The 22,302-nt window shown below is 62.9% G+C and carries 21 protein-coding genes and 1 riboswitch; of the genes, 6 read left to right on the top strand and 15 right to left on the bottom strand.

Going from position 1 to position 22,302, the window contains the following annotated elements:
- Positions 1 to 31 precede the first annotated feature (31 nt).
- The 6 genes from ispA to ACEWE8_RS04600 form a co-directional block, all read right to left on the bottom strand.
- Positions 32 to 919 (bottom strand): (2E,6E)-farnesyl diphosphate synthase, encoded by an 888-nt coding sequence (gene ispA, locus ACEWE8_RS04625; protein ID WP_046785104.1) that lies wholly within the window; start codon positions 917 to 919, stop codon positions 32 to 34.
- Entirely contained in the window at positions 916 to 1,158 is a 243-nt protein-coding gene (locus ACEWE8_RS04620; protein ID WP_008092375.1) for an exodeoxyribonuclease VII small subunit, read from the bottom strand. Before ACEWE8_RS04620 ends, ispA begins: the two co-directional genes overlap by 4 nt.
- A gap of 177 nt (positions 1,159 to 1,335) precedes the next feature.
- Positions 1,336 to 1,986 (bottom strand): 3,4-dihydroxy-2-butanone-4-phosphate synthase, encoded by a 651-nt coding sequence (gene ribB / locus ACEWE8_RS04615; RefSeq protein WP_046785105.1) that lies wholly within the window; start codon positions 1,984 to 1,986, stop codon positions 1,336 to 1,338.
- A gap of 80 nt (positions 1,987 to 2,066) precedes the next feature.
- Positions 2,067 to 2,208, bottom strand: a riboswitch (FMN riboswitch).
- 92 nt (positions 2,209 to 2,300) lie between these two features.
- The gene (locus ACEWE8_RS04610; RefSeq protein WP_046785106.1) at positions 2,301 to 3,191 is read right to left on the bottom strand and encodes an alpha/beta hydrolase; all 891 of its coding nucleotides are present in this window, start codon (positions 3,189 to 3,191) and stop codon (positions 2,301 to 2,303) included.
- A gap of 82 nt (positions 3,192 to 3,273) precedes the next feature.
- The gene (locus ACEWE8_RS04605) at positions 3,274 to 4,620 is read right to left on the bottom strand and encodes a sensor histidine kinase (protein ID WP_046785107.1); all 1,347 of its coding nucleotides are present in this window, start codon (positions 4,618 to 4,620) and stop codon (positions 3,274 to 3,276) included.
- Positions 4,620 to 5,312 (bottom strand): response regulator transcription factor, encoded by a 693-nt coding sequence (locus tag ACEWE8_RS04600; RefSeq protein ID WP_046785108.1) that lies wholly within the window; start codon positions 5,310 to 5,312, stop codon positions 4,620 to 4,622. Before ACEWE8_RS04600 ends, ACEWE8_RS04605 begins: the two co-directional genes overlap by 1 nt.
- A 193-nt stretch (positions 5,313 to 5,505) precedes the next feature.
- On the opposite strand from ACEWE8_RS04600, the gene ACEWE8_RS04595 reads away from it, so the two are divergent.
- From ACEWE8_RS04595 to ACEWE8_RS04585, 3 genes are all read left to right on the top strand, one after another.
- Positions 5,506 to 7,680, top strand: coding sequence for a TonB-dependent siderophore receptor (locus tag ACEWE8_RS04595; RefSeq protein ID WP_046785109.1), 2,175 nt, complete (start codon positions 5,506 to 5,508; stop codon positions 7,678 to 7,680).
- Between the two features lie 337 nt (positions 7,681 to 8,017).
- The gene (locus tag ACEWE8_RS04590) at positions 8,018 to 8,260 is read left to right on the top strand and encodes a hypothetical protein (RefSeq protein WP_046785110.1); all 243 of its coding nucleotides are present in this window, start codon (positions 8,018 to 8,020) and stop codon (positions 8,258 to 8,260) included.
- Positions 8,261 to 8,382: 122 nt separating this feature from the next.
- Entirely contained in the window at positions 8,383 to 8,646 is a 264-nt protein-coding gene (locus tag ACEWE8_RS04585) for a DUF3077 domain-containing protein (protein ID WP_046785111.1), read from the top strand.
- Between the two features lie 238 nt (positions 8,647 to 8,884).
- Here the strand turns inward: ACEWE8_RS04585 and ACEWE8_RS04580 are convergent, their stop codons facing one another.
- The 9 genes from ACEWE8_RS04580 to ACEWE8_RS04540 all read right to left on the bottom strand — a co-directional run bounded on the left by ACEWE8_RS04580 (position 8,885) and on the right by ACEWE8_RS04540 (position 18,016).
- Entirely contained in the window at positions 8,885 to 9,586 is a 702-nt protein-coding gene (locus ACEWE8_RS04580) for a helix-turn-helix transcriptional regulator (protein ID WP_046785112.1), read from the bottom strand.
- Between the two features lie 171 nt (positions 9,587 to 9,757).
- The gene (gene ppa / locus ACEWE8_RS04575) at positions 9,758 to 10,285 is read right to left on the bottom strand and encodes an inorganic diphosphatase (protein WP_003255365.1); all 528 of its coding nucleotides are present in this window, start codon (positions 10,283 to 10,285) and stop codon (positions 9,758 to 9,760) included.
- Positions 10,286 to 10,378: 93 nt separating this feature from the next.
- On the bottom strand, positions 10,379 to 11,194 hold the full coding sequence (locus ACEWE8_RS04570; RefSeq protein WP_046785113.1) for a zinc-dependent peptidase: 816 nt from the start codon (positions 11,192 to 11,194) through the stop codon (positions 10,379 to 10,381).
- A gap of 8 nt (positions 11,195 to 11,202) precedes the next feature.
- Positions 11,203 to 11,850, bottom strand: a complete 648-nt coding sequence (locus tag ACEWE8_RS04565) for a DedA family protein (protein ID WP_012312530.1) — start codon at positions 11,848 to 11,850, stop codon at positions 11,203 to 11,205.
- 191 nt (positions 11,851 to 12,041) lie between these two features.
- The gene (locus ACEWE8_RS04560) at positions 12,042 to 12,500 is read right to left on the bottom strand and encodes an N-acetyltransferase (protein ID WP_012312531.1); all 459 of its coding nucleotides are present in this window, start codon (positions 12,498 to 12,500) and stop codon (positions 12,042 to 12,044) included.
- Between the two features lie 107 nt (positions 12,501 to 12,607).
- Complete coding sequence (gene eutC, locus ACEWE8_RS04555) at positions 12,608 to 13,426, bottom strand: ethanolamine ammonia-lyase subunit EutC (protein ID WP_046785114.1); 819 nt, start codon at positions 13,424 to 13,426, stop codon at positions 12,608 to 12,610.
- A gap of 8 nt (positions 13,427 to 13,434) precedes the next feature.
- Positions 13,435 to 14,829, bottom strand: coding sequence for an ethanolamine ammonia-lyase subunit EutB (locus ACEWE8_RS04550; protein ID WP_046785115.1), 1,395 nt, complete (start codon positions 14,827 to 14,829; stop codon positions 13,435 to 13,437).
- A gap of 48 nt (positions 14,830 to 14,877) precedes the next feature.
- Positions 14,878 to 16,326, bottom strand: coding sequence for an ethanolamine permease (eat, locus tag ACEWE8_RS04545; RefSeq protein WP_039604782.1), 1,449 nt, complete (start codon positions 16,324 to 16,326; stop codon positions 14,878 to 14,880).
- A gap of 169 nt (positions 16,327 to 16,495) precedes the next feature.
- The gene (locus ACEWE8_RS04540; RefSeq protein WP_046785116.1) at positions 16,496 to 18,016 is read right to left on the bottom strand and encodes an aldehyde dehydrogenase family protein; all 1,521 of its coding nucleotides are present in this window, start codon (positions 18,014 to 18,016) and stop codon (positions 16,496 to 16,498) included.
- Positions 18,017 to 18,272: 256 nt separating this feature from the next.
- Here ACEWE8_RS04540 and ACEWE8_RS04535 point away from each other — a divergent pair, with 256 nt between their 5' ends.
- The 3 genes from ACEWE8_RS04535 to ubiX all read left to right on the top strand — a co-directional run bounded on the left by ACEWE8_RS04535 (position 18,273) and on the right by ubiX (position 22,300).
- A complete protein-coding gene (locus ACEWE8_RS04535; RefSeq protein ID WP_046785117.1) occupies positions 18,273 to 20,258 on the top strand; it encodes a sigma-54-dependent Fis family transcriptional regulator in 1,986 nt (661 codons plus the stop codon).
- Positions 20,259 to 20,324: 66 nt separating this feature from the next.
- Positions 20,325 to 21,674: a UDP-N-acetylmuramate:L-alanyl-gamma-D-glutamyl-meso-diaminopimelate ligase gene (mpl, locus tag ACEWE8_RS04530; RefSeq protein ID WP_046785118.1), complete on the top strand. Its 1,350-nt coding sequence runs from the start codon at positions 20,325 to 20,327 to the stop codon at positions 21,672 to 21,674.
- A complete protein-coding gene (ubiX, locus tag ACEWE8_RS04525; protein WP_046785119.1) occupies positions 21,671 to 22,300 on the top strand; it encodes a flavin prenyltransferase UbiX in 630 nt (209 codons plus the stop codon). Before mpl ends, ubiX begins: the two co-directional genes overlap by 4 nt.
- The last annotated feature ends 2 nt before the right edge of the window (positions 22,301 to 22,302 follow it).

The raw sequence follows: 22,302 nt of genomic DNA, 5'->3' as shown, positions 1-22,302 counted from the left end.
CCCCTGTGTGCGGGTTTGGAACCAGTGCTTCTTAATGGCGGCGTTCGACGATGTAGCGCGCCAACGCCCGCAGAGGTTCTGCGTTTTCACCAAACCCTTCAAGTGCGACCAGCGCCTGGTCGCGCAGTTCGATCGCATAGGCCTTGGCCGCTTCCAGGCCAAGCAGGGCCGGGTAGGTCGGTTTGTCACGGGCGATGTCGGCACCCTGGCGCTTGCCGAGGGTGGCGGTGTCGCTTTCCACGTCGAGGATGTCGTCCTGCACTTGGAATGCCAGGCCAATGGCCTGTGCATAAGTCTGCAGGGCGTCCAGCTGCGCCTGCTCGGCGCGGCCGCTGGCCAGGGCGCCAAGGCGCACGCTGGCTTCGATCAGCGCGCCGGTCTTGTGCCTGTGCATGAACTCCAGGGCCTGCTGGTCCAGCTTCACGCCGACCGAGCCAAGGTCGATGGCCTGGCCTCCGACCATGCCGGCAGGGCCTGCAGCTTTGGCCAGGGCCTGGACCATGGCCAGGCGGATGGCGTCGGGCTGCGGGCTCAGCCGGGGGTCGAGCAGGGCGCTGAAGGCCAGGCTCTGCAGGCCGTCGCCTGCGAGGATCGCACAGGCTTCATCGAAGGCTTTATGGGTGGTCGGCTGGCCACGGCGCAGGTCGTCATCGTCCATGGCCGGCAGGTCGTCATGCACCAGCGAATAAGCATGGATCAGCTCCACCGCGCAGGCGGCGCCGTTGGCCTGCTCGGCCGGTGCGCCCAGCGCTTGGCAAGCCGCATAGGCGAGCAGCGGGCGCACGCGCTTGCCGCCGTTCATCACGCTGTAGCGCATCGCGGCGTACAGCCGCTCAAGCTCCTTGGTGGGCGCAATGAACAGGGGTTCAAGGGCCGCATCGACGCGCGCCTGGCTGCTGGCCTGGTAGGCGCCGATCATGCCTCTGGCTCCGCATCGAAGGGCTGAGCGGCGAGCTCGCCGTCGCGTTCCAGCAGTATCTGTACTTTTTGCTCGGCCTGGGCCAGGGCGCCCTGGCAATCGCGGGTCAGGGCGATACCTTGCTCGAAGGCGGCCAGCGAGTCTTCCAGCGACAACTCGCCGTTCTCCAGGCGTTCGACCAGGGCTTGCAGGTCGGCGAGGGATTGCTCGAAATCGATGGAGGCTTTTTTGCGGGCCATGGCGACGGGTCTCGGTGGCTGTTCAGAACGGCGCGACACTAGCAGAGCGGGGCGGGGGGAGCAAACTTGAGGGTGGTTTTTCCGGCCAACAGGTACAGCACAATGCCAGAAGGCTGTGCTGAACCTGTTGGAGCCGGCTTGCCGGCGATTGGGCCGCAAAGCGGCCCCGTCGATCAATCAGGCTGGCACAGCTTCCAGCTCCACCATTGCCTCGCGGCAGCGTGCCAGCTCGGCAATGGTCAGCACCGGCAGATTGTACTGGCGGGCATAAACCGCCACCTGCTCGCCGCGGGCCATGCTGCCGTCGGGGTTCATCAGCTCGCACAGCACCGCTGCCGGGCGCAGGCCTGCCAGGCGAGCCAGGTCCACCGAGCCTTCGGTATGGCCGCGACGGGTCAGCACCCCACCATCACGCGCCCGCAGCGGGAACACGTGGCCGGGGCTGACGATATGCCGTTGCTGCGCCGTCGAGCGCAGCGCTGCTTCGATGGTGGTGATGCGGTCCTGGGCGCTAACGCCGGTGCTCACACCTTCTGCCGCTTCGATGGTCACGGTGAAGCCGGTGCCATGACGCGCCTGGTTGTTCGCCACCATCGGTGCCAGTTGCAGGGCCTCGACGGTGGCTTCGTCCAGGCACAGGCAGACGATGCCGCTGCAATCGCGAATCATCATGGCCATGGTCTGCAACGACAGGTTTTCGGCGGCGGCAACGATATCTGCTTCGTCCTCGCGGTCGTCATCGTCGAGCAGCAGCACGGGGCGGCCTGCCTGGAAGGCGGCGATGGCAGCGGACACATTGGGGAATTGCTGGTGATGCTTGGGGGACATGAAACGCTCCTCGTGAATGATCGATGAACGTCTCGGGGCGAACAAAATGCGCGCGCAAGGGCGCCCGAATGGCCCTTGCCTGACGCCTTCTTTCATCCGGACTATGACCGTCGGCTCTGGAGTCGCACCAGATCTGCTGACCCCCGGCATGGCCGGGGCGCTCGCGGGCTCATCTTTCGATTTACCGCCGGTGGGGACTTTCACCCCGCCCTGAAGACCGGGCAAGCATACCGCACAGTGCCACCCTGCTGACAAGCCGATGATCTGCGACCTTTGGCGTATCAGGGGTGACAGGCCTGATGGAACGCGCAGGTCTAGCGAGACATATCCTCAATTACTTCTTGCAATGAAGCTGGCAGCATCGGCCCATGCCCCACCCCCTCGAACCGCTCGAAACGCACCTGCAACCCCGGCACCTTGGCCAGGTAAGTCGCCAGCTCCCGTGTCGGCCGCTCTACATCGCCTTGCACCGGTGCGCGCGGGCTCGACGGTTCGTCGCCACCGCGCATGAGCAACAGCGTCGGTCGGTTATTGCCCAAGCGCTGCTGTAGCCCCTGCGCTTGCCGAACGATAGCTCCATCGTGCCACCACAACGACGGGCTGGCCGCCGCATAGTCGCTGAACGCTCCAGGCCGAGTGAACAACGTGTGCAACACCGCCAAGCCGCCATAGGAATGCCCCCACAGCGTCTGCCGCTGCGCGTCGATGGGCGCCACACCGGCTACCATCGGCCGCATGCGCTCGGTAAGCAAGTCCAGGAATGCATCCACGCCACCGCTGGGCAGGTGGGTCAGCGGATCGCGCTGTTCTGCAAGCCCGGCAATTGCCGGTGTGTAGTCGTAGGTACGCCCGGTTCGCTCGATGCGCTGCTCGGTCTGATACCCAACCGCCACCAGCAGTGGTGCCTGGCCCGCTGCGAGTTTGCCCAGTTGCGCACTGTCCAAAGCACCGAGTGCGGCATTGCCGTCGAGCATCCACAACACCGGATAACCTGCGGCGGGCGCCGGGCGGTTTGGCTTGCCGACCCACAAGCGGTAATGGCGCTGGCCATCGGCCGAGTCCAGGTCGAGGTGGCTGAAACGATAGGCCAGGTCCTGGCGCTGCAGCAGTGAAGTGTCCATCTTCTGCTCGCGTTGCGGCTGCGCCAGGGCAAGCGGGGCCGCAAGGGCCAACGCCAATGCCAGGGACAGGGTGATCTTGCTCATCAGGCGCCTCATCGATGCTTTGCAAGGAGCGCAAGGCGGGAGAGCCCAGATGATAATCAGTCCTGATTGGGCGTAAAGCGTATTAACTTTCTAAACATTCCTGGGCAACAGGCAGCAACAGGTGCAGGCAAAGGCCGGGATGACCACTGCTGGCCCACAGCCGGCCGCCTTGCAGTTCGACCGCGCGGCGGGCGATGGCCAGCCCCAGGCCGAAACCTGCGCCGCTGTCGGGCAAGCGCTGGTAGGGCTTGAAGATGCGTTCGAGTTCAGCGTGAGGCACGCCGGGGCCCTGGTCACTCAGGCGCAAATGCCAGTGGTCGCCCTCACGCCAGCCATCGAGGCTGACCCGGCCATCGGCAGGCGAATGGCGGATGGCATTGCGCATGAGGTTTTCCAGCGCCTGGGCCAGGCTGTCCAGATGGGCCTGCACCACGCATTCGATGCCGAGCGAGCAGGGCAGCCGTGCACGGTCCCAGCCGCTCTCGAAGCAGGCGTCCTGGCATAACGCTTCCCACACGGACACCATCAGCACCGGTTCGGTGCGTAACTGCGGCTGCTCGGTGTCCATCCAGGCGAGGTCCAGGGTGCCCTCGAGCAGCTTCTGCATGTCATTGACCTCGTGGCCCAGGCGCTCGCGCAACTGGGCGGGGGGCAAGTCACTGTCATGGGCGATGCGCAGCCGCGCCAGGGGCGTGCGCAGTTCGTGAGACAAAGTACGCAGCAGCAGGCGTTGCTGCTCCAGGCTTTGGCGCAGGCGCCCGGCCATGTGTTCGAAGGCCTGCGCCAGTTCGCCCAATTCATCGCGGCGATCCCGCAGGGGCAGGCCAGGGCTGTCCAGGTCGTCCGCGCGCAAGGCGTCGGCGCGGTCGCGCAGGCGGTTGAGCGGTACCACCAGGTGCCGATAGATCGCCAGGCCAAGTAACAGCGCCAGCAGTGTGGGTGCAACGCCGTGAGTGATGAGGTGGGTCCAGGGGGTCAGGCCAGTGGGTAGCAGGCGCTCGGGCAGCTGCAACACCAGCCGGCCGTGTTCTGGATGCTGCGGGAACTCGATGCTGACGTAGGGCAGCTCATCCTGCAGGCGCCGGCTCATCGGCCAGTCGAGTTTGCGCATGAAGGTCAGGCGGCTGGCCTCGTCGGCATTCAGCGGCGCGGTGCCGAGGCTTTGCAGGTGCGGCCCGATCAATACCGCCCAGGTGTTCTCGGCGTGCTGCAGTTTTCTGCGAAAGGCTTCGGCGCCGGCCGCACCGCCTTGCTGCCAGGCCTGTTCAGCCTGCTGCGCATAGCGCGCCAGATAATCCTGGTCGGCCTGGGACAGAAAATAAGTGCTGCGCTCCACCGACAGGCCCCAGGTCCAGATCAGCCAGGTCATCAGCAGGCAGAAGCTGACTTGCAGTGCGGCCAGTTTCCACAGCAGGGGGTGGCGGCGCATCACAGGTGTTCCGTGTCGACCAGGATGTACCCTTGGCCACGTACTGCCTGTATCTGCACATGCTGGGCACCGATATCGGCCAGCTTGCGGCGCAGGTTGCACACATGCACGTCCAGCCCACGGTCCAGGCGGGTGTAGGCGCGGTGCAATACGGTCTGGTAGAGGAATGCCTTGCTCAAGGCCTCACCGGGGTGGGCGCTCAAGGTGGCCAGCAAGCGAAACTCAGAGGCAGTGAGGCCGGCAGCCTTGCCGTGGTGAATGACATCCTGATGGTCCTGGTCGAGCATTACCTTGCCGGTTTCGCTTGGTGCCGCCGGCCTGCGGTCAAAGGCCACCCGGCGCATCAGGGCATCGACCCGCGCGTCCAGTTCCGCCAGGCTGAAGGGCTTGGGCAGGTAATCGTCCGCCCCGCGGGTAAAGCCACTGATGCGGTCCTGCTCGGCCCCCAGCGCCGACATCAGTATCACCGGAACTGCCTGCTGGCGGCGCAATTCGTCGAGCAGGCTGAGGCCGTCCAGGCCTGGCAGCATGATGTCCAGCAACACCAGATCGAAGCCATTGTGTTGCACCGCGTTCAACGCCTGAAGGCCGGTGGCGCAGGCGTTGACCCCAAAGCCCCGGTTGAGGAAGTGGCGCTGGAGGTCCTCACGCAGGCGTGGGTCATCTTCGACGAGCAGGAGTGAGGTTGGCATTGGCAGTCTTGAATGAGAATTCGTATCAGTTGGCGATCATCCCATTGCAGGCAGGGGAAGGGCAATCGCCCCGTGCCGGGCCTAAGTGTTAAGAAGGTTAATCCTGCTGCACCCCTAGTTTTCGTCCGGTATCGTTCGCAAAAAGCAACGTGTTTCGTTTGCGATTAAATATCATTTGGGCGGAAGGTGTGTCATGAGCGGTTTCAAAGGTGTGGGAAGCCCCCGACGGGTGCGGGGCTGGCTGATGCTGGGGTTGTTGGCGCCGTTTTCTTTGTCGGCACTGGCCGAAACGGTCGCCAGTGAGGTTGCTGCGGACAGCTCGCTCGACCTGCCGGCGCTGACCATCGAAGGCAACCGCCTGTACGACATGCTGCCTTCGGAAGAAACCGGCGGTTACAGCGTCGACGCTGCCACGGTGGGCACCAAGACCCCAGCGTCGCTCAAGGAAATACCGCAGTCGGTCACCGTCTACACCCAGGACTACGTCAAAGACCGTCAGTTCGTGCACCTGGATGACCTGGCCAAGTACACCGCGGGGCTGCGCACCCTGACCAACGACAGCGGGCGGTCATCGATCTATGCCCGTGGTTACGAGTACAGCGAGTTCAACATCGACGGCCTGCCGGCGCCCATGGCCAGTATTTTTGGCACCGTGCCGTCGCTGGCGGCATTCGACCGTGTGGAGATCATGCGCGGCCCGGCGGGGTTGTTCAGCAGCACCAGCGAGCTTGGCGGTATCGTCAACATGGTGCGCAAGCGCCCGACCGCCGAGTTTCAGGGCCACGTCGAAGCCAGCTACGGCACCTGGGACACCAACCACGAAGAAATCGACCTGGGCGGGCCGCTGGATGATGCAGGCCGAGTGCGCGGGCGATTCGTTGCATCGCGGGACGACACCAATGGTGAAGTGGACTACAACGCCAACACCAGCAACAGCTACTACGGCGCGCTGGACATCGACCTTGATGACGACACCCAGCTGTCGTTCGGCCTGATCCACGAAGTGAAGAACATCACCCCGCACAACGGCTACCCGGCAACGCTGTCTGGTGAGGTCCCGGATTTCAGCCATTCGAAGTTCCTTGGCGCTGACTGGAACTACTTCGACGGCAAGACCACCGACCTGGTTGCCGAGTTGACGCACCGCTTTGACAACGGTGGTTATGGCCGTATCGCCGCCCGTGGCTCGCACCGCGACACCAACTACCTCTATGCCTTCACTGCGACCAATGCCACCACCGGTGCCAACTCCGAGCGCGCCAGCGCCCGAGACTTCACCCAGGATACCTATTCGCTGGATGCCAGCTACAGCCAGCCGTTCGAAACCTTCGGCCAGGTCAGCGAATTCGTGGTGGGTACCGACTACAAGAACTACGACACCGAGTACCTCAACGGCACCACCAACCTGGGGGCCATCAACGTCAACAGCTACTCGCCGACCCAGTTCGCCAAGCCGTCACCGAACTACAGCACCGAAACCGGTATGCAGGAGGAAGAGTACGGCCTGTACTCCAAGGTCACCTTGCGCCCGGTCGAGCGTTTGGCGCTGATTGCTGGTGGCCGCTTCAGCTGGTATCGCGGTGATTTCTACACCACTACCCTGAGCACTGCTTCGACTGTCGATGACAACAAACGCGTGGATGGACGGTTCACGCCGTACGGTGGCGTGGTCTACGACCTGACCGAAAACCATGCGCTGTATGCCAGCTATTCGCAGGTATTCAAGCCGCAGTCAGATACCGACAGCAATGGCCGCGTACTCAAACCGCGTGAAGGCGAGCAGTATGAGTTTGGCCTCAAGAGCAGTTACTTTGGCGGCGACCTCAATACGCGTGTCTCGGTATTCCGTTTGACCGACGAGAACCGCGCCAGCACCGAATATGATGAAGATGGCGTAGACACCGGTTTCTCCGTGGCATCGGGCAAGACCCGGGTGAAGGGCGCCGAAGTGGAAGTCAGCGGCAAGCTGACGCCGAACTGGGAGCTGCTGGTGGGCTACACCTGGATGGAAACCGAAACCCTCGACGGTGATGCCGAAACTACCTTCTTCATCATGCCGCGCAACCAGGCGTCGCTGTGGAGCAAGTACACCATCAGCCAAGGGCCTTTGACCGGGCTGGCCATTGGTGGCGGCGTCTCGGCGATGAGCAACTTCCATTCCGAGAGCGGCGGCGTGCGCATCGATGCACCGGGTTATGCCACGGTGGATGCGATGCTGTCGTACCCGGTCACCTCGAAGCTGACGGCCACCTTCAACGTCAACAACCTGTTCGACCGCGATTACCTGTCGCGGGTGGGGTCGACTTCGACGTTCAACTTCTATGGGCCTTCGCGCAGCATGATGGTTGGTGCACGTTACGATTTCTGACGTATTTCCCAGGAAATATTCAGATTTTTACCGTTGCTTGTAGTCCATTTCTGAAATAGCTTGCTACCGCCTTTTCGGCATTGTGCTGCTTTTCTCTGCGGCCTAGTCTGGGCCCGTCGTTGCCAAATCAGCGACCGGGCCTGCAAGCCCGCAGACGAATCCCAGCGCTATCCGAGGTGCCTAGTGTCGGCAGCTTCGGCCAATGGTGGCTGCGTGCTGGAGATCTTCGGATCTGCCGGTTCTCGTCTGTCCGGTCTTGCAGACCTGCACGTAGCCGCCACCCATCAAATGCAAGTGATGTCGTGGTGGTCCATCAGGACACAGACGAGATTACATCATGCTAAAAATTGTCCCCGATCCGCCCCACGATACCCATTCCCTTGAAGACACCCTGATCCAGGCCACGGACTATGCGCTGTGCGCCACGACCGTGGTGCACCAGGCACTGCTGCTGCACCCCAAGTCCCCGGTATCGATCTTGATGATGACCTCGCTGCATGAAATGGAGGCGCTACGGGTTTTGCTCGAATCGGCGCTGATCCAGGTGCAGATGCCCACAGGCCCTCGGACCTTGCATTAAGGCTTAAATGATCTGCCGCCTGAGCCGGCCCACAGGGTTCAGCAGCGCTGCGGGCATTGTAGGAGCCGGCTTGCCGGCGATGAGGCCAGGCCGGGCAGCGGAAATTTCAAGGAGATTGAGCAATGACCACTCACACGACCAAATTCACTGTCGGCAAGACCACCTTCTTCCAAGGTGAAGACCACAGCCACCCACTGTTCCGCATCGAAGCCGGCATTCCATGCCAGGATGCCCGGGAGCAAGCGTCGGAGTTGATGGGGTATGTGCGGGAACTGACCATAATCGGCCTGATGGATGAGAAACCCATGATGATCTGGGCTTCGCATTACCTCAGTGCCATGGCCAAGGCGCTGATGGATGATGCCGAGTTGGGCATGATGCATTAACAGCAGGCATTAAAAAGCCGGCTTGTGGCCGGCTTCTCGGGGACGCTTCCGGCTAATTTATGGTAAGCCGCAACCGCCTTAACTGTGTGGCCATCAAGGGCCTGAAAGAGATGGCGAACGTTCGTGTGAAACGTTGCCGAGCCCTCTGGACTGCGGCTTGCGCCGGTCGGGGCTGAATGTGGCGCGTAGCATACAAGGGCCTGCCCGGGATGCCCAGCAAAAAATGGCACACGGTGTTTCATTCGGGGCGTTGCTGACAAAAATGCGACCAGTGGAAAACCCAGCCGAGTATCTTCAAGTGCTGTGCCTGGCGCTGGGCAGGGGTGAAGCGTTCCACGGTGTAGTTGCGCCGGTCATGGCTGTGCAGGCACAGGGTGCCCTTGTGGCCGAGGCTGAGGCTGTTCACCCTGAGTGCGCCATTGTGCAGCAGGGCATAGGTTTCACCGTCCTTGACCCGGGTCTGGCTGACGTCAATGGCCAGTATCGCGTCGCGTGGCACCCACGGCGCCATGTTTTGGCTTGGCATGGCCAGGCAGACGACATTTTCTGTTGCCACGCCCAAGGCCTGCAGCGCTTCAATTGGGAGTTGCAGGTATTTGCCGTCCAGAGCCACCAGCTTGCCGTCGTGCACTTGCTGAAACGGCACTTGCAAGAGCCGGGTAGCCCGGGTCGATAGTGAGGTGGGCGAATTGTCCGAGGCGGGCGGCAGGGCGCAGGTGCGCAGGATCGAGCTGGGGTGTTTGGGGCCTTCGCCACAGCGTAGCCAGCGCCGGTGAACGCAGAACAGGTCGGCCAGTTCGTCCAGGCGAGCCAAGGGAACGCCGCGTTTGAACCAGTTGTTGACGTGCTGGGGCGTCACACCGCGCTGGGCGGCGAAGTCGGAAGGGGTCAGGCCACACTCGTGGAGGAGGGCCTTGAGGCGGTCACCGGAGGTTTTCATGCAGCCGAGTGTAGCGGCGCGGTGCCAGCAGGGATATGAACCGGGTGTTGACGTGATGTGTACGAAAAACGCCTAACGGTAGGACGCTGGATTAGGACTGCGTAGGATTTTTTACCATTACGGGGCGCGCACAAAAAAGCCCCGCCGAGGCGGGGCTTGGTGCAACCGGTATCAGCCCTTGTAGGCAGCGACCGATTTGGTGATCGCGGCGCGGGCGGCGTCGGCGCCTTCCCAGCCTTCGATCTTGACCCACTTGCCCTTCTCGAGATCTTTGTAGTTCGCGAAGAAGTGCTCGATCTGCTGGATCAGCAGTGCTGGCAGGTCGGTGTATTCCTTCACGTCAACGTACAGCTGCGACAGCTTGTCGTGCGGAACAGCGATGACCTTGGCGTCGCCGCCGCCGTCGTCGGTCATGTTCAGAACGCCGACCGGGCGGGCGCGGATGACCGAACCTGGGGCGACCGGGTAAGGCGTAACCACCAGCACGTCCAGCGGATCACCGTCGTCGGCCAGGGTGTTCGGGATGAAGCCGTAGTTGGCCGGGTAGAACATCGGGGTAGCCATGAAGCGGTCGACGAACAGGGTATCGCTGTCCTTGTCGATTTCGTACTTGATCGGCGCGTGGTTGGCCGGGATCTCGATGGCGACGTAGATGTCGTTCGGCAGGTCTTTGCCAGCCGGAATCTTGCTGTAGCTCATTGGGCAGTGCCCCCGTGTTTGATCAAAAAAGTGGCGGCGATTATAGGCACATTCGGCCAGGGCATGCCACGCCCGACCTGATGCGCGGGCGCCTCAGGCGTGGCTTTCGCGGTAGTCCGGGTGCTCGGCCTGCAACCGCGTCAGGCGCGCCAGAGGGTCCTGGCGGTAGAACAGCGAGAGTTGCCGGTACACCTGTGGATAAGCCTGCTGCAAGAGGTCGGGGGCGCTGAAGAAGTACTCGCTGGTGACGGCAAAGAATTCTGCCGGGTTTTCGGCCGCATAAGGGTCGATGGCCGTTTGCGTTTCAGGGTCGGCGTCCAGCTGGCGGTTGAGGTCGTCATACGCCTGCTGCATGGCCGTGGCCCAGTCTTCAACCTGCATGTCGCTGTGCAGCGGTGGCAGGCCATTGGCATCGCCATTGAGCATGTCGAGCTTGTGCGCCAGCTCGTGGATCACCAGGTTGTAGGCTTCCCAGCCGCCGCTGGCCAGCACCCCGGCCCAGGCCATGATCACCGGGCCCTGCTGCCAGGCCTCACCGCTGTGTTCACCATCCCAGACATGCTCCACGCCACTGGCGTCGCGATGGCGCTGCGGGCTCTTGAAGTCGTCCGGGTAGAGGATGATCTCGTGAAAACCCTGATACCAGTTGAGTTCCCCCAGGTGCAACAGCGGTAGCTGGGCCTGGGCGGCGAGGAACAGGCGTTGCTGGTCATCCAGCTCGACGCCGGGCAGGGTGGTCAGGTGCTTGTCGAGCAGGAACAGGATGCAGGCATCACGTAGCCGACGGTCTTCGTCGTCGCTGATGCCGTCGAGCATCGGCAGGCGTTCACGGACCACCTGCCATTGCTGTGGATCGACCGGGTAGCGCGCCAGCGTGCGCTTGCGCCGCCAGGCGCTGAAGGACCACATGGCGTTCGTCAGTGTGCCTTGGCGGTGCGGCCCAGGCGCCCGCGCAGCAGGCCCAGAACCATGGGTACCAGCGACAGGAAGATGATGCCGACCACCATCAGCGAAAGGTGCTGCTTGATGAACGGCACGTTGCCGAAGAAGTAGCCGAGGGTCACCAGGCCGCCGACCCACAACAGCGAGCCTGCAACGCTGAAGGCCAGGAAGCGTGGGTAATGCATGTGGGCGATGCCAGCGACGAACGGCGCGAAGGTGCGCAGGATCGGCAGGAAGCGCGCCAGGGTCACGGTTTTGCCACCATGGCGTTCATAGAATTCATGGGTGCGCTGCAGGTAGTCGCGACGGAAAATTTTCGAATCGGGTTTGTTGAACAGCCGTTCACCTGCCGTTCGCCCGATCACGTAATTGGTACTGTCACCCATGATTGCCGCGGCCATCAGCAGGCCGGCCAGCAGTACCGGGTCCATGCCGCCACCTGCGGCCACCGCGCCGGCGATGAACAGCAGTGAATCACCCGGCAGGAAGGGCATTACCACCAGGCCGGTCTCGCAGAAAATCACGGTGAACAGGATGGCGTAGATCCAGGGGCCGTAGTTGGTGACCAGCAGATCAAGGTAGGCATCGAGATGCAGGATGAGGTCCAGCGGGTTGAAATCCATGTACAGCACCTGTGTTCTTGACCCGCAGCTACGGGCGAGCGGACTTGCGGTAGGGTAAATTTTCAGACATGCCAGGAGCAGGCATTATACGGCCAAGTCGCGAGGATGCCCGGAGAGTTTGTAGCGGGGGGTTACTGAGGGTGCCGGTACTGGCCCGATCGCCGGCCAGCCGACGGTCGGGCCAGTACTGATCAGTCCTGGCTGATCGGCAAGATGTAGCTTTCGAACTCGGTATCCTTGCGAAAACCGATGGACTCATAGGTCCTCTGCGCCACCTCGTTGTTGGCGCTGGTCGAAACCCGCATGCGCACGGCCTGGGTGTCCTTGGCCATCTTCTTGGCTTCACGGATCAGGTGGTCAGCCACCAGCATGCGCCGTGAGTCTTCGGCCACATAGATGTCATTGAGAATCCACACCCGCTTGAGCGACAGCGACGAGAAGCTCGGGTAGAGCTGGCAGAAGCCCAGCAGTTTGGCGTCGTCATCGTCCGGCAGTGCCAGGTAGATGACCGACTCGTCGCGCTTGAGGCGCGTTTCCAGGAATTTGCGCGAGCTGTCCGGGTAGGGCAGTTGCCCATAGAACTCGCGGTATCGGACGAACAGCGGGGTGAGCAGGTCGAGGTGTTCCAGGGTTGCCTTGATGATGCGCATGTGCGGCCCTCAGAGTCCATTTGGGAAACAGCGGAATGCCAGCAGCTTTCAATCGCATGCTGCCCAATGCTGGCCAGAAGCGCAATCCGCCGTCCGTGACATGTTCTTTACCCTTCACCGAGTAGGAAATTGCCTTTTTGATTAGAGGTGTTTTCACTGTCGATGGTATGGACCTCCGCTTCGTCCTTGAGGTTCACGCCAGACAGCTGTCGGCGACAGGCCTCGCGCATCAGGTATAGCAGGCGATGCGCGGCCATGCCGTAGCTCAGGCCTTCCAGGCGCACGTTGGAGATGCAGTTGCGGTAAGCGTCGGTCAGGCCCACCTTCGGCGCGTAGGTGAAGTACAAGCCCAGGCTGTCGGGTGAACTGAGCCCGGGGCGCTCGCCGATCAGCATCACGGTCATGCGCGCCCCCAGCAGTTGGCCCACTTCGTCGGCCACGGCTACCCGGCCTTGCTCCACCAGCACCACCGGTGCGCTGGTCCAGCCATCGGCGGCGGCCTGCTCCTCGAAACGGGCCAGGAACGGCAAGGTGTGGCGATGCACGGCCAGGGCCGAGAGGCCGTCGGCCACCACGATGGCAAGGTCGCAGCCGCCAGGGTAGGTCTGGGCGTGCTGGCGCAACTGTTCCACCGAGCGCTCGTTCAGGCGCCGGCCCAGGTCGGGGCGTTGCAGGTACTGGTTGCGGTCGCTGGCGGCGCTGTGCAGTACCAGGCTGTCACGCCCGCGTTCCTTCAATTGTTCGCTCAGGGCCGCGTGGTCGAATGCCAGGTGCACGGCATCGCGGGCCTGGGCGTGGGCGAACTGGAAGTCCAGCTGGGCGCCGGTTGGCAGGCTGATGCCGCTACGGCCAAGGGCGATACGTGCCGGGGTCAGGCTGCGAAGGGCCTGCCAAGGGTTTTCGGGGGTGGGCGTCTGATGGGCCATGGTCACCTCTATGCCAACTGCGCCAAGGCCTGGCGGAACGCCGGCGGCAGGTTGTCGCCGAAGCGCACCCGGCCATCGGCCTGGGTGAATATGCCGGTGCGCTGCAACCATGCCTCGAACTCAGGCCCGGGCTTGAGGCCCAAGGTCTGGCGCGCATACAGCGCGTCATGGAACGAGGTGGTCTGGTAGTTGAGCATGATGTCGTCGGAACCGGGGATGCCCATGATGAAGTTGATCCCAGCCACACCCAGCAGGGTCAGCAGGGTGTCCATGTCGTCCTGGTCGGCCTCGGCGTGGTTGGTGTAGCAGATGTCGCACCCCATCGGCACGCCCAGCAGCTTGCCGCAGAAGTGGTCCTCAAGGCCGGCACGGATGATCTGCTTGCCGTTGTACAGGTACTCCGGGCCGATGAAGCCGACCACGGTGTTGACCAGAAACGGTTTGAAATGGCGGGCAACGGCGTAGGCGCGGGTTTCGCAGGTTTGCTGGTCGACGCCGTGGTGAGCGTTGGCCGACAGGGCGCTGCCCTGGCCGGTTTCGAAATACATGAGGTTCTGCCCGAGCGTGCCGCGCTTGAGCGACAACCCGGCCTCGTAACCTTCCTGAAGCACGTTGAGGTTGATGCCAAAGCCGGCGTTGGCCGCCTCGGTGCCAGCAATCGACTGGAACACCAGGTCCAGCGGCACGCCGCGGTTGATTGCCTCGATCGAGGTGGTGACGTGGGTCAGCACGCAGGCCTGGGTGGGAATGTCATAGCGCTGGATGATGGCGTCGAGCATTTCCAGCATGGCGCAGATCGAGGCGATGCTGTCGGTGGCCGGGTTGATGCCGATCATGGCGTCGCCATTGCCGTACAGCAGGCCATCGAGAATGCTGGCGGCAATCCCGGCCGGCTCGTCAGTGGGGTGGTTGGGCTGCAAGCGGGTCGACAGGCGCCCGCGCAAGCCCATGGTGCCGCGAAAACGGGTGACTACACGGATCTTCTGCGCCACCAGTACCAGGTCCTGTACGCGCATGACCTTCGATACGGCAGCGGCCATTTCCGGGGTCAGGCCAGGCGCCAGGGCGCGCAGGCTGTCCTCGTCGGCTTCGTCACTGAGCAGCCAGTCACGCAGGCCGCCGACGGTGAGGTGGCTGACCGGGGCGAAGGCCTGGGCGTCGTGAGTGTCGATGATCAGGCGGGTAACTTCGTCCTGCTCGTACGGGATGAGCGCTTCGCTGAGGAAGTGGCTGAGCGGAATATTGGCCAGTGCCATCTGCGCCGCCACCCGTTCACCATCGTTGGCGGCAGCAACGCCAGCCAGGTAATCCCCGGAACGTGCGGGGCTGGCTTTGGCCATCACGTCCTTGAGGCTGTCGAAGCGGTAGACCAGGTGGCCTACCGTGTGTACGAAACTTGCCATACAGAATCTCCAGAGTGCCGCGGGCGTGCCCGCGGCAGGTGTCGGCAATCAGTGCAGGGCCTCTTCGGCCTTCTGGATCGCGGCGAATTCCTCTTCCGGCGTACCCGCAACCAAGTGGTGGCGGCTGTAGAACGCAAAGTAGGCAATCAGTACTGCATAGATCACTGCGGCGCCAATCACCACCCGTGGGTCGACCAAAAAGCCTGCGACCACGGCGATGCATGCCAGCACCAGGGCTACGCCCGAGGTGAAGATGCCACCAGGGGTGCGATAGGGGCGTTCCATCTTGGGCCGGCGGATGCGCAGGGTGATGTGCGCGGCCATCATCAGTACATAAGACAGCGTCGCACCGAACACTGCAACCAGGATCAGCAGGTCGCCCTGGCCGGTCAGTGACAGGCCGAAACCGATGATGCCAGGGATGATCAGGGCCAGTACCGGGGCCTTGCTCTTGTTGGTTTCGGACAGCTTGCGCGGCAGGTAGCCGGCGCGGGAAAGGGCGAAGATCTGCCGCGAATAGGCATAGATGATCGAGAAGAAGCTGGCAATCAGACCGGCCAGGCCAACCAGGTTGACGAAGCCGCCCATCCAGGTGGAGCCGCCATACGCCTTGGAAAGTGCTTCTACCAGTGGGTTGCCGGAGGCTTTGAGCGCTTCGGAGCCCGCACCACCCGGGCCTACCACGAGGATCAGCAGGGCAAACGCCAGCAACACCAGCATTGCGCCAATCAGGCCGCGTGGCAGGTCACGTTTCGGGTTCTTGGTTTCCTCGGCCGCCAGCGGCACGCCTTCTACCGCCAGGAAGAACCAGATCGCGTAGGGTATTGCCGCCCACACGCCAACATAACCGAACGGCAGGAAGCTACTGGCGCCGACCGCGTCGGTCTGGGCGATGTCGAACAGGTTCGCCGCATCAAAATGGGGCACCATGCCCACAAGGAAGACAGCCAGGGCGATGGCGGCGACGGCGGTGATGATGAACATCAGCTTCAGGGCTTCACCGACCCCGAAGATGTGGATGCCGATAAAGACGATGTAGAACGCCAGGTAGATCATCCAGCCGCCAATGCCGAACAGGGACTGGCAGTAGGCACCGATGAACACCGCGATGGCTGCCGGAGCGATGGCGTACTCGATGAGGATCGCCGTGCCTGTCAGAAAGCCGCCCCACGGCCCGAAGGCGCTGCGGGCAAAGCCATAGCCGCCCCCGGCGGTAGGGATCATCGAGGACAGTTCGGCCAGCGAAAAGCACATGCACAGGTACATGGTGGCCATCAGCAGGGTGGCAAGGAACATGCCGCCCCAGCCACCTTGGGCGAGGCCGAAGTTCCAGCCGGCATAGTCGCCGGAGATCACGTAGGCGACGCCCAGGCCCACCAGCAGGACCCAGCCGGCGGCGCCTTTTTTCAGTTCACGTTGCTGGAAATAGTCCGAACCGACCTTTTCGAAATCGACGGAAGCGCCTGCCGGTGCGCCGGAGGATTGATCGCTTGGCATAGTTTCACCTGTTCTTTTTCTTGGTGGCCGGAAGGGTTCCGGCCGATGGTGATGGGTACTGCAGGAAGCGAGCCATGCAAGCTACAAGCCGCAAGCTACAAGCCTGAAGAAAAAGCAGGTCGGCGTTCTATCCGCTTTTTCTTGCAGCTTGCAGCTTGCCGCTTACCGCTTAGAAGAAGCCCAGCGGGTTGATGTCGTAGCTCACCAGCAGGTTCTTGGTCTGCTGATAATGGTCGAGCATCATCTTGTGGGTTTCACGGCCCACGCCGGACTTTTTGTACCCGCCGAACGCGGCGTGCGCCGGGTACAGGTGGTAACAGTTGGTCCATACGCGGCCAGCCTTGATGCCGCGGCCCATGCGGTAGGCGCGGTTGATGTCGCGGGTCCATACACCGGCGCCAAGGCCGAACTCGGTGTCGTTGGCGATGGCCAGTGCCTCGGCTTCGTCCTTGAAGGTGGTGACGCTGACCACCGGGCCGAAGATTTCTTCCTGGAACACGCGCATCTTGTTGTTGCCTTTGAGCAGCGTCGGCTGGATGTAGTAACCGGTCGCCAACGCGCCTTCCAGCTTCTCCACCTTGCCGCCGGTCAGCAGTTCGGCGCCTTCGTCCTGGGCGATCTGCAGGTACGACAGGATTTTTTCGAACTGTTGTTGTGAAGCCTGGGCGCCGACCATGGTGTCGGTGTCGAGCGGGTCGCCGCGCTTGATCTGCAGCACCTTCTTCATCACCACTTCCATGAACTGCGGGTAGATCGACTCTTGCACCAGCGCCCGCGACGGGCAGGTGCATACCTCGCCCTGGTTGAAGAACGCCAGCACCATGCCTTCGGCAGCCTTGTCGATGAAGCTCGGCTCGGCCTGCATGATGTCTTCGAAGTAGACGTTGGGTGATTTGCCGCCCAGCTCGACGGTAGACGGGATGATGTTCTCGGCGGCGCATTTCATGATGTGCGAGCCGACCGGGGTAGAACCGGTGAAGGCGATCTTGGCGATGCGCTTGCTGGTGGCCAGTGCTTCGCCGGCCTCGCGGCCATAGCCCTGGACTACGTTGAGCACGCCGGGCGGCAGCAGGTCGCCGATCAGCTCTACCAGCACGGTGATGCCCAGCGGGGTTTGCTCGGCCGGTTTGAGCACCACGCAGTTGCCAGCGGCCAGGGCCGGGGCCAGTTTCCAGGCGGCCATCAGGATCGGGAAGTTCCACGGGATGATCTGCCCGACCACGCCCAGTGGCTCATGGATGTGATAGGCCACGGTATTTTCGTTGATCTCGGCGGCACCGCCCTCTTGGGCGCGTATGCAGCCGGCGAAGTAGCGGAAGTGATCGACCGCCAGCGGGATGTCGGCGTTGAGGGTTTCGCGGACCGGCTTGCCGTTGTCCCAGGTTTCGGCGATGGCCAGCACTTCCAGGTTCTGCTCGATGCGGTCGGCGATCTTCAGCAGCACGTTGGAGCGGTCCTGCACCGAGGTGCGGCCCCAGGCATCGGCGGCAGCGTGGGCGGCGTCGAGCGCCTTGTCGATGTCTTCGGCAGTGGAGCGGGGGAATTCAGCGATCAGCTTGCCATTCACCGGGGAGGTGTTGTCGAAATACTGCCCCTTGACCGGAGCTACGAATTCACCACCGATGTAGTTGCCGTAGCGGCTCTTGAAGGAAACCTTCGCGCCTTCGGTACCGGGATGTGCATAACGCATGGTGTGTCTCCTGGTTAATTGTGTTTGTTGAGGAGTTGGAAAGCGTAGAGCAAAGGTTGGGCCAGCGTGGGGAGGGCCATTGGAATCAAGGGGTTGCGCAGTTTCTGGATGAGCCTGCAGAGTGGGCTGTCCCAGGAGTGGCACGGCCTGGGTGACACTTTGTACCGTTTGCGACACGCTTGATTGCGGTGCATTGCAAAGCCCGGGCGGGTGGAGGATGCTGGCAGGACGCTCTATCTGCGGAGAACAAAAACCAATGCAGAGCCACCACCTCAGTCGGCATGCCCAGCAAGTGCATACCGTTGCCCACGGCGAAGCCGGCGGTGCGGGTAGCGACCCGTCGATTGCCCGATCCTGGCTGCGATGCCTGGAGGACTATCATCTTGATCCCGAGGTGCTTGCAGCGCCGGTCGTGCTGGAGCACGGCCGCCTGCTCGAAAGCCGTGAGCGCCTGAACCAGGTGCTGAAAATCGCCGACAATGAAATGAACAGCCTGCACCAGCAGCTATCAGGTGCCGGGCACGCGGTACTGCTGACCGATGCGCGCGGTGTCATCCTCAATTGTGTCACCGCACCCAGCGAACGGCGCATTTTCGAGCGTGCAGGGTTGTGGTTGGGCGCTGACTGGAGCGAGGCGCGCGAAGGCACCAACGGCATCGGCACCTGCCTGGTCGAGCGCCAGGCGCTGACGATCCATCAGAACGAACACTTTCGCGGTCGGCATACCGGGCTGACCTGTTCGGCCAGCCCTGTTTTCGACCCGCATGGCGAGCTGCTGGCAGTGCTCGATGTGTCATCGGCGAGGCCGGATGTCTCGCGTCAGAGCCAGTTTCATACCATGGCGCTGGTCAACCTTTCGGCAAAGATGATCGAGAGCTGTTACTTCCTGCGCCACTTCGAGCAGCAATGGTTGCTGCGCTTCCATCTGCAGGCCGAGTCGGTGGGGTTGTTCAGCGAAGGGCTGCTGGCGTTCGACGCCGATGGCCGTGTCTGCGCGGCCAACCAGAGCGCCCTCAACCTCTTGGGCACCGTCCGTGGCGGGGTGCTGGGCAAGCCGCTGGAAATGTTTTTTGCCTGTAACCATGATGAGCTCTTCAGCCGTGCCATGCCCAATGGCAGCCCGGCCTGGCCGCTGTATACACGTGATGGTCGCCAGGTATTTGCCAGCTTGCGCGGTCAGGCGAAGGCACCGGTGTGGGCGGTGCCGGCGGGTTTGCCCGAAGCCCGGCCAGAGGCTGCCCCCGGCATTTGTCTGATGGACCCGGCACTGCAGGGTGACTTCCGGCGTGCGCTGCGGGTGTTCGAGCGTGATGTGCCACTGCTGGTGTCGGGCGAGACCGGTTGTGGCAAGGAAGCCTTCGCCCAGGCAGTGCACCAGGCTAGCCAGCGGCGCGGCAAGCCGTTCGTGGCAGTCAACTGCGCCTCGATTCCCGAAAGCCTGATAGAGAGCGAGTTGTTCGGTTACCGCGGCGGCAGTTTTACCGGGGCGCGCAAGGAAGGCATGCGCGGCAAGCTGCTGCAGGCCGATGGCGGCACATTGTTGCTCGACGAGATCGGTGACATGCCGCTGGCGCTGCAGACCCGTCTGCTACGGGTGCTGGAGGAACGTCAGGTGGTGCCGATCGGTGGTGAGCCGCAAGCGGTCGATGTGCGGATCGTCAGTGCTACCCACCGCGACCTGCTTGAGCGGGTGGAGCAGGGCACCTTCCGCGAGGACCTGTATTACCGGCTCAATGGCCTGGAAGTGACGATGCCGGCGGTGCGTGAGCGCAGTGACAAGGCTCAGTTGCTGGATTTCCTGTTGCGACAGGAAGCGCAAGGCCAGGCCATTGAAATCGAGCCAAGCGCCCGCCAGGCGCTACTGGATTTTGCCTGGCCGGGCAATGTGCGCCAGATGCGCAACGTGCTGCGTACGTTGGTGGCATTGTGTGAGGATTGTCATGTCGCGTTTGCGGATCTGCCCGCAATCGTGCGCAACACCTCCAGCCCTGTAGGAGCGGCCTTGTGTCGCGAAAGGGCCGCTGAGCGGCCCCAGGATTTCGATAGCGCTGCCCAGTTTGCGGGGGCCGCTTCGCAGCCCTTTCGCGACACAAGGCCGCTCCTACAGGCGGAGGGCCAGGCCCTGTTATCCGTACTGGAGGCAAACCGCTGGCACCTGACCCGTGTCGCCGAGCACTTGGGTATCAGCCGCAATACCTTGTATCGCAAACTGCGCAAACACGGCATCGCCAGGGGCGTCTGAGCGAAACAGCGAGTGCGATTTCCCGCGCCCTGGGCTACCCTGCCTCGAAGTTTTGCGAGGTCGACCATGCATATTCATATTCTCGGTATTTGCGGCACTTTCATGGGTTCGCTGGCGGTGCTGGCCAAAGAACTCGGCCACCGTGTGACCGGTTCGGACGCCAACGTCTACCCACCGATGAGCACCCAGCTCCAGGCCCAGGGCATCGAGCTGACCCAAGGCTATGACCCGGCCCAGCTGGACCCGGCACCGGACCTGGTGGTGATCGGCAACGCCATGTCGCGGGGCAACCCGGCGGTGGAGCATGTGCTCAACAAAGGCCTGCCTTATGTATCCGGCCCCCAGTGGCTGGCCGACCATGTGCTGCAGGGGCGTTGGGTGCTGGCCGTGGCCGGTACCCACGGCAAGACCACCACCAGCAGCATGCTGGCCTGGGTCCTGGAGCATGCCGGCATGAGCCCCGGCTTCCTGATCGGTGGCGTGCCGCAGAACTTCTCGGTGTCGGCACGCTTGGGCGATACGCCGTTCTTCGTGGTGGAGGCCGACGAATACGACAGCGCGTTCTTCGACAAACGTTCGAAGTTCGTGCACTACCGTCCGCGCACTGCGATTCTTAATAACCTTGAGTTCGATCATGCGGACATCTTCCCGGATCTGGCCTCCATCGAGCGCCAGTTCCATCACTTGGTGCGCACCATTCCGAGCGAAGGCCTGGTGATCCATCCGACCACCGAACAGGCGCTGGAGCGGGTAATCGGCATGGGTTGCTGGACGCCAGTGCAGACCACCGGCGAGGGTGGCCAATGGCAGGCGCGCTTGCTCAGTGCCGACGGCTCGCGCTTCGAAGTGCTGTTCGAGGGGCAAGCGCAAGGCGTTGTGGACTGGGCCCTGACCGGCCAGCACAACGTTGCCAACGCGCTGGCAACATTGGCCGCTGCCCGTCACGTGGGGGTGGTGCCTGCCATGGGCATTGCAGGCCTGAGCGCGTTCAAGAGCGTCAAGCGGCGCATGGAGAAGGTCGCAGAAGTTCAGGGCGTGACCATCTATGACGACTTCGCTCACCATCCGACGGCTATCGCCACCACCCTCGACGGCCTGCGCAAGCGGGTGGGCGAGGCACCGGTGATCGCCATCATCGAGCCTCGTTCCAACTCCATGAAGCTGGGCGCGCACCGTGACGGCCTGCCGGAAAGCGTCAACGATGCCGACCAGGTAGTCTGGTATGCGCCAGCCAACCTGGGCTGGGACCTGGCGGCGACTGCGGCGCAGTGCAAGGTGCCGAGCGTGGTCGCCGACAGCCTCGAAGCGATCATCGAGCGGGTCAAGGGCCAGGCGCGGCCGGGCACACACGTGGTGATCATGAGCAACGGCGGCTTTGGCGGCCTGCATGGCAAATTGGCCGAGGCCCTGAAGTGAGCGGGCCGGAACGCATCACCCTGGCCATGACCGGCGCCTCCGGCGCGCAGTATGGCTTGCGTCTGCTCGATTGCCTGGTGCGCGAAGACCGTGAGGTGCATTTTCTCATCTCCAAGGCCGCGCAATTGGTGATGTCCACCGAGACCGACGTGCTGCTGCCGCCCAAGCCCCAGGCCATGCAGGCCTTTCTGACCGAGTACACCGGTGCTGCCTATGGGCAGATCCGCGTGTATGGCAAGGAGGACTGGATGTCGCCGGTGGCCTCGGGCTCCGGCGCACCGGGGGCCATGGTGGTGGTGCCGTGCTCCACCGGCACCTTGTCGGCCATCGCCACCGGGGCCTGCAACAACCTGATCGAACGTGCCGCCGACGTGACCCTCAAGGAGCGTCGCCAGCTGATCCTGGTGCCGCGCGAGGCGCCATTCTCGACCATCCATCTGGAGAACATGCTCAAGCTCTCGCAGATGGGGGCGGTGATCTTGCCGGCGGCGCCCGGCTTCTATCACCAGCCGCAGACCATCGATGACCTGGTCGACTTCGTCGTGGCGCGCATTCTGAACCTGCTGAACATCCCGCAGGACATGTTGCCGCGCTGGGGGGAGCATCATCTTGGGGCGGATGATTGAAA

Source organism: Pseudomonas sp. TR47 (assembly GCF_044143025.1).
In the GTDB taxonomy this organism is placed as follows: Bacteria; Pseudomonadota; Gammaproteobacteria; order Pseudomonadales; family Pseudomonadaceae; genus Aquipseudomonas; species Aquipseudomonas putida_E.
The sequence above is the reverse complement of the archived record's forward strand: the minus strand, read 5'-3'. Positions and strand labels throughout refer to the sequence as shown.

What these genes read in the sequence shown, in the direction of transcription:
- ispA (WP_046785104.1), bottom strand. Translation starts at nt 919, where the DNA reads ATGATCGGCGCCTACCAGGCCAGCAGCCAGGCGCGCGTCGATGCGGCC.
- ACEWE8_RS04620 (WP_008092375.1), bottom strand. Translation starts at nt 1,158, where the DNA reads ATGGCCCGCAAAAAAGCCTCCATCGATTTCGAGCAATCCCTCGCCGAC.
- ribB (WP_046785105.1), bottom strand. Translation starts at nt 1,986, where the DNA reads ATGTCCCCCAAGCATCACCAGCAATTCCCCAATGTGTCCGCTGCCATC.
- ACEWE8_RS04610 (WP_046785106.1), bottom strand. Translation starts at nt 3,191, where the DNA reads ATGAGCAAGATCACCCTGTCCCTGGCATTGGCGTTGGCCCTTGCGGCC.
- ACEWE8_RS04605 (WP_046785107.1), bottom strand. Translation starts at nt 4,620, where the DNA reads ATGCGCCGCCACCCCCTGCTGTGGAAACTGGCCGCACTGCAAGTCAGC.
- ACEWE8_RS04600 (WP_046785108.1), bottom strand. Translation starts at nt 5,312, where the DNA reads ATGCCAACCTCACTCCTGCTCGTCGAAGATGACCCACGCCTGCGTGAG.
- ACEWE8_RS04595 (WP_046785109.1), top strand. Translation starts at nt 5,506, where the DNA reads ATGAGCGGTTTCAAAGGTGTGGGAAGCCCCCGACGGGTGCGGGGCTGG.
- ACEWE8_RS04590 (WP_046785110.1), top strand. Translation starts at nt 8,018, where the DNA reads ATGCTAAAAATTGTCCCCGATCCGCCCCACGATACCCATTCCCTTGAA.
- ACEWE8_RS04585 (WP_046785111.1), top strand. Translation starts at nt 8,383, where the DNA reads ATGACCACTCACACGACCAAATTCACTGTCGGCAAGACCACCTTCTTC.
- ACEWE8_RS04580 (WP_046785112.1), bottom strand. Translation starts at nt 9,586, where the DNA reads ATGAAAACCTCCGGTGACCGCCTCAAGGCCCTCCTCCACGAGTGTGGC.
- ppa (WP_003255365.1), bottom strand. Translation starts at nt 10,285, where the DNA reads ATGAGCTACAGCAAGATTCCGGCTGGCAAAGACCTGCCGAACGACATC.
- ACEWE8_RS04570 (WP_046785113.1), bottom strand. Translation starts at nt 11,194, where the DNA reads ATGTGGTCCTTCAGCGCCTGGCGGCGCAAGCGCACGCTGGCGCGCTAC.
- ACEWE8_RS04565 (WP_012312530.1), bottom strand. Translation starts at nt 11,850, where the DNA reads ATGGATTTCAACCCGCTGGACCTCATCCTGCATCTCGATGCCTACCTT.
- ACEWE8_RS04560 (WP_012312531.1), bottom strand. Translation starts at nt 12,500, where the DNA reads ATGCGCATCATCAAGGCAACCCTGGAACACCTCGACCTGCTCACCCCG.
- eutC (WP_046785114.1), bottom strand. Translation starts at nt 13,426, where the DNA reads ATGGCCCATCAGACGCCCACCCCCGAAAACCCTTGGCAGGCCCTTCGC.
- ACEWE8_RS04550 (WP_046785115.1), bottom strand. Translation starts at nt 14,829, where the DNA reads ATGGCAAGTTTCGTACACACGGTAGGCCACCTGGTCTACCGCTTCGAC.
- eat (WP_039604782.1), bottom strand. Translation starts at nt 16,326, where the DNA reads ATGCCAAGCGATCAATCCTCCGGCGCACCGGCAGGCGCTTCCGTCGAT.
- ACEWE8_RS04540 (WP_046785116.1), bottom strand. Translation starts at nt 18,016, where the DNA reads ATGCGTTATGCACATCCCGGTACCGAAGGCGCGAAGGTTTCCTTCAAG.
- ACEWE8_RS04535 (WP_046785117.1), top strand. Translation starts at nt 18,273, where the DNA reads ATGCAGAGCCACCACCTCAGTCGGCATGCCCAGCAAGTGCATACCGTT.
- mpl (WP_046785118.1), top strand. Translation starts at nt 20,325, where the DNA reads ATGCATATTCATATTCTCGGTATTTGCGGCACTTTCATGGGTTCGCTG.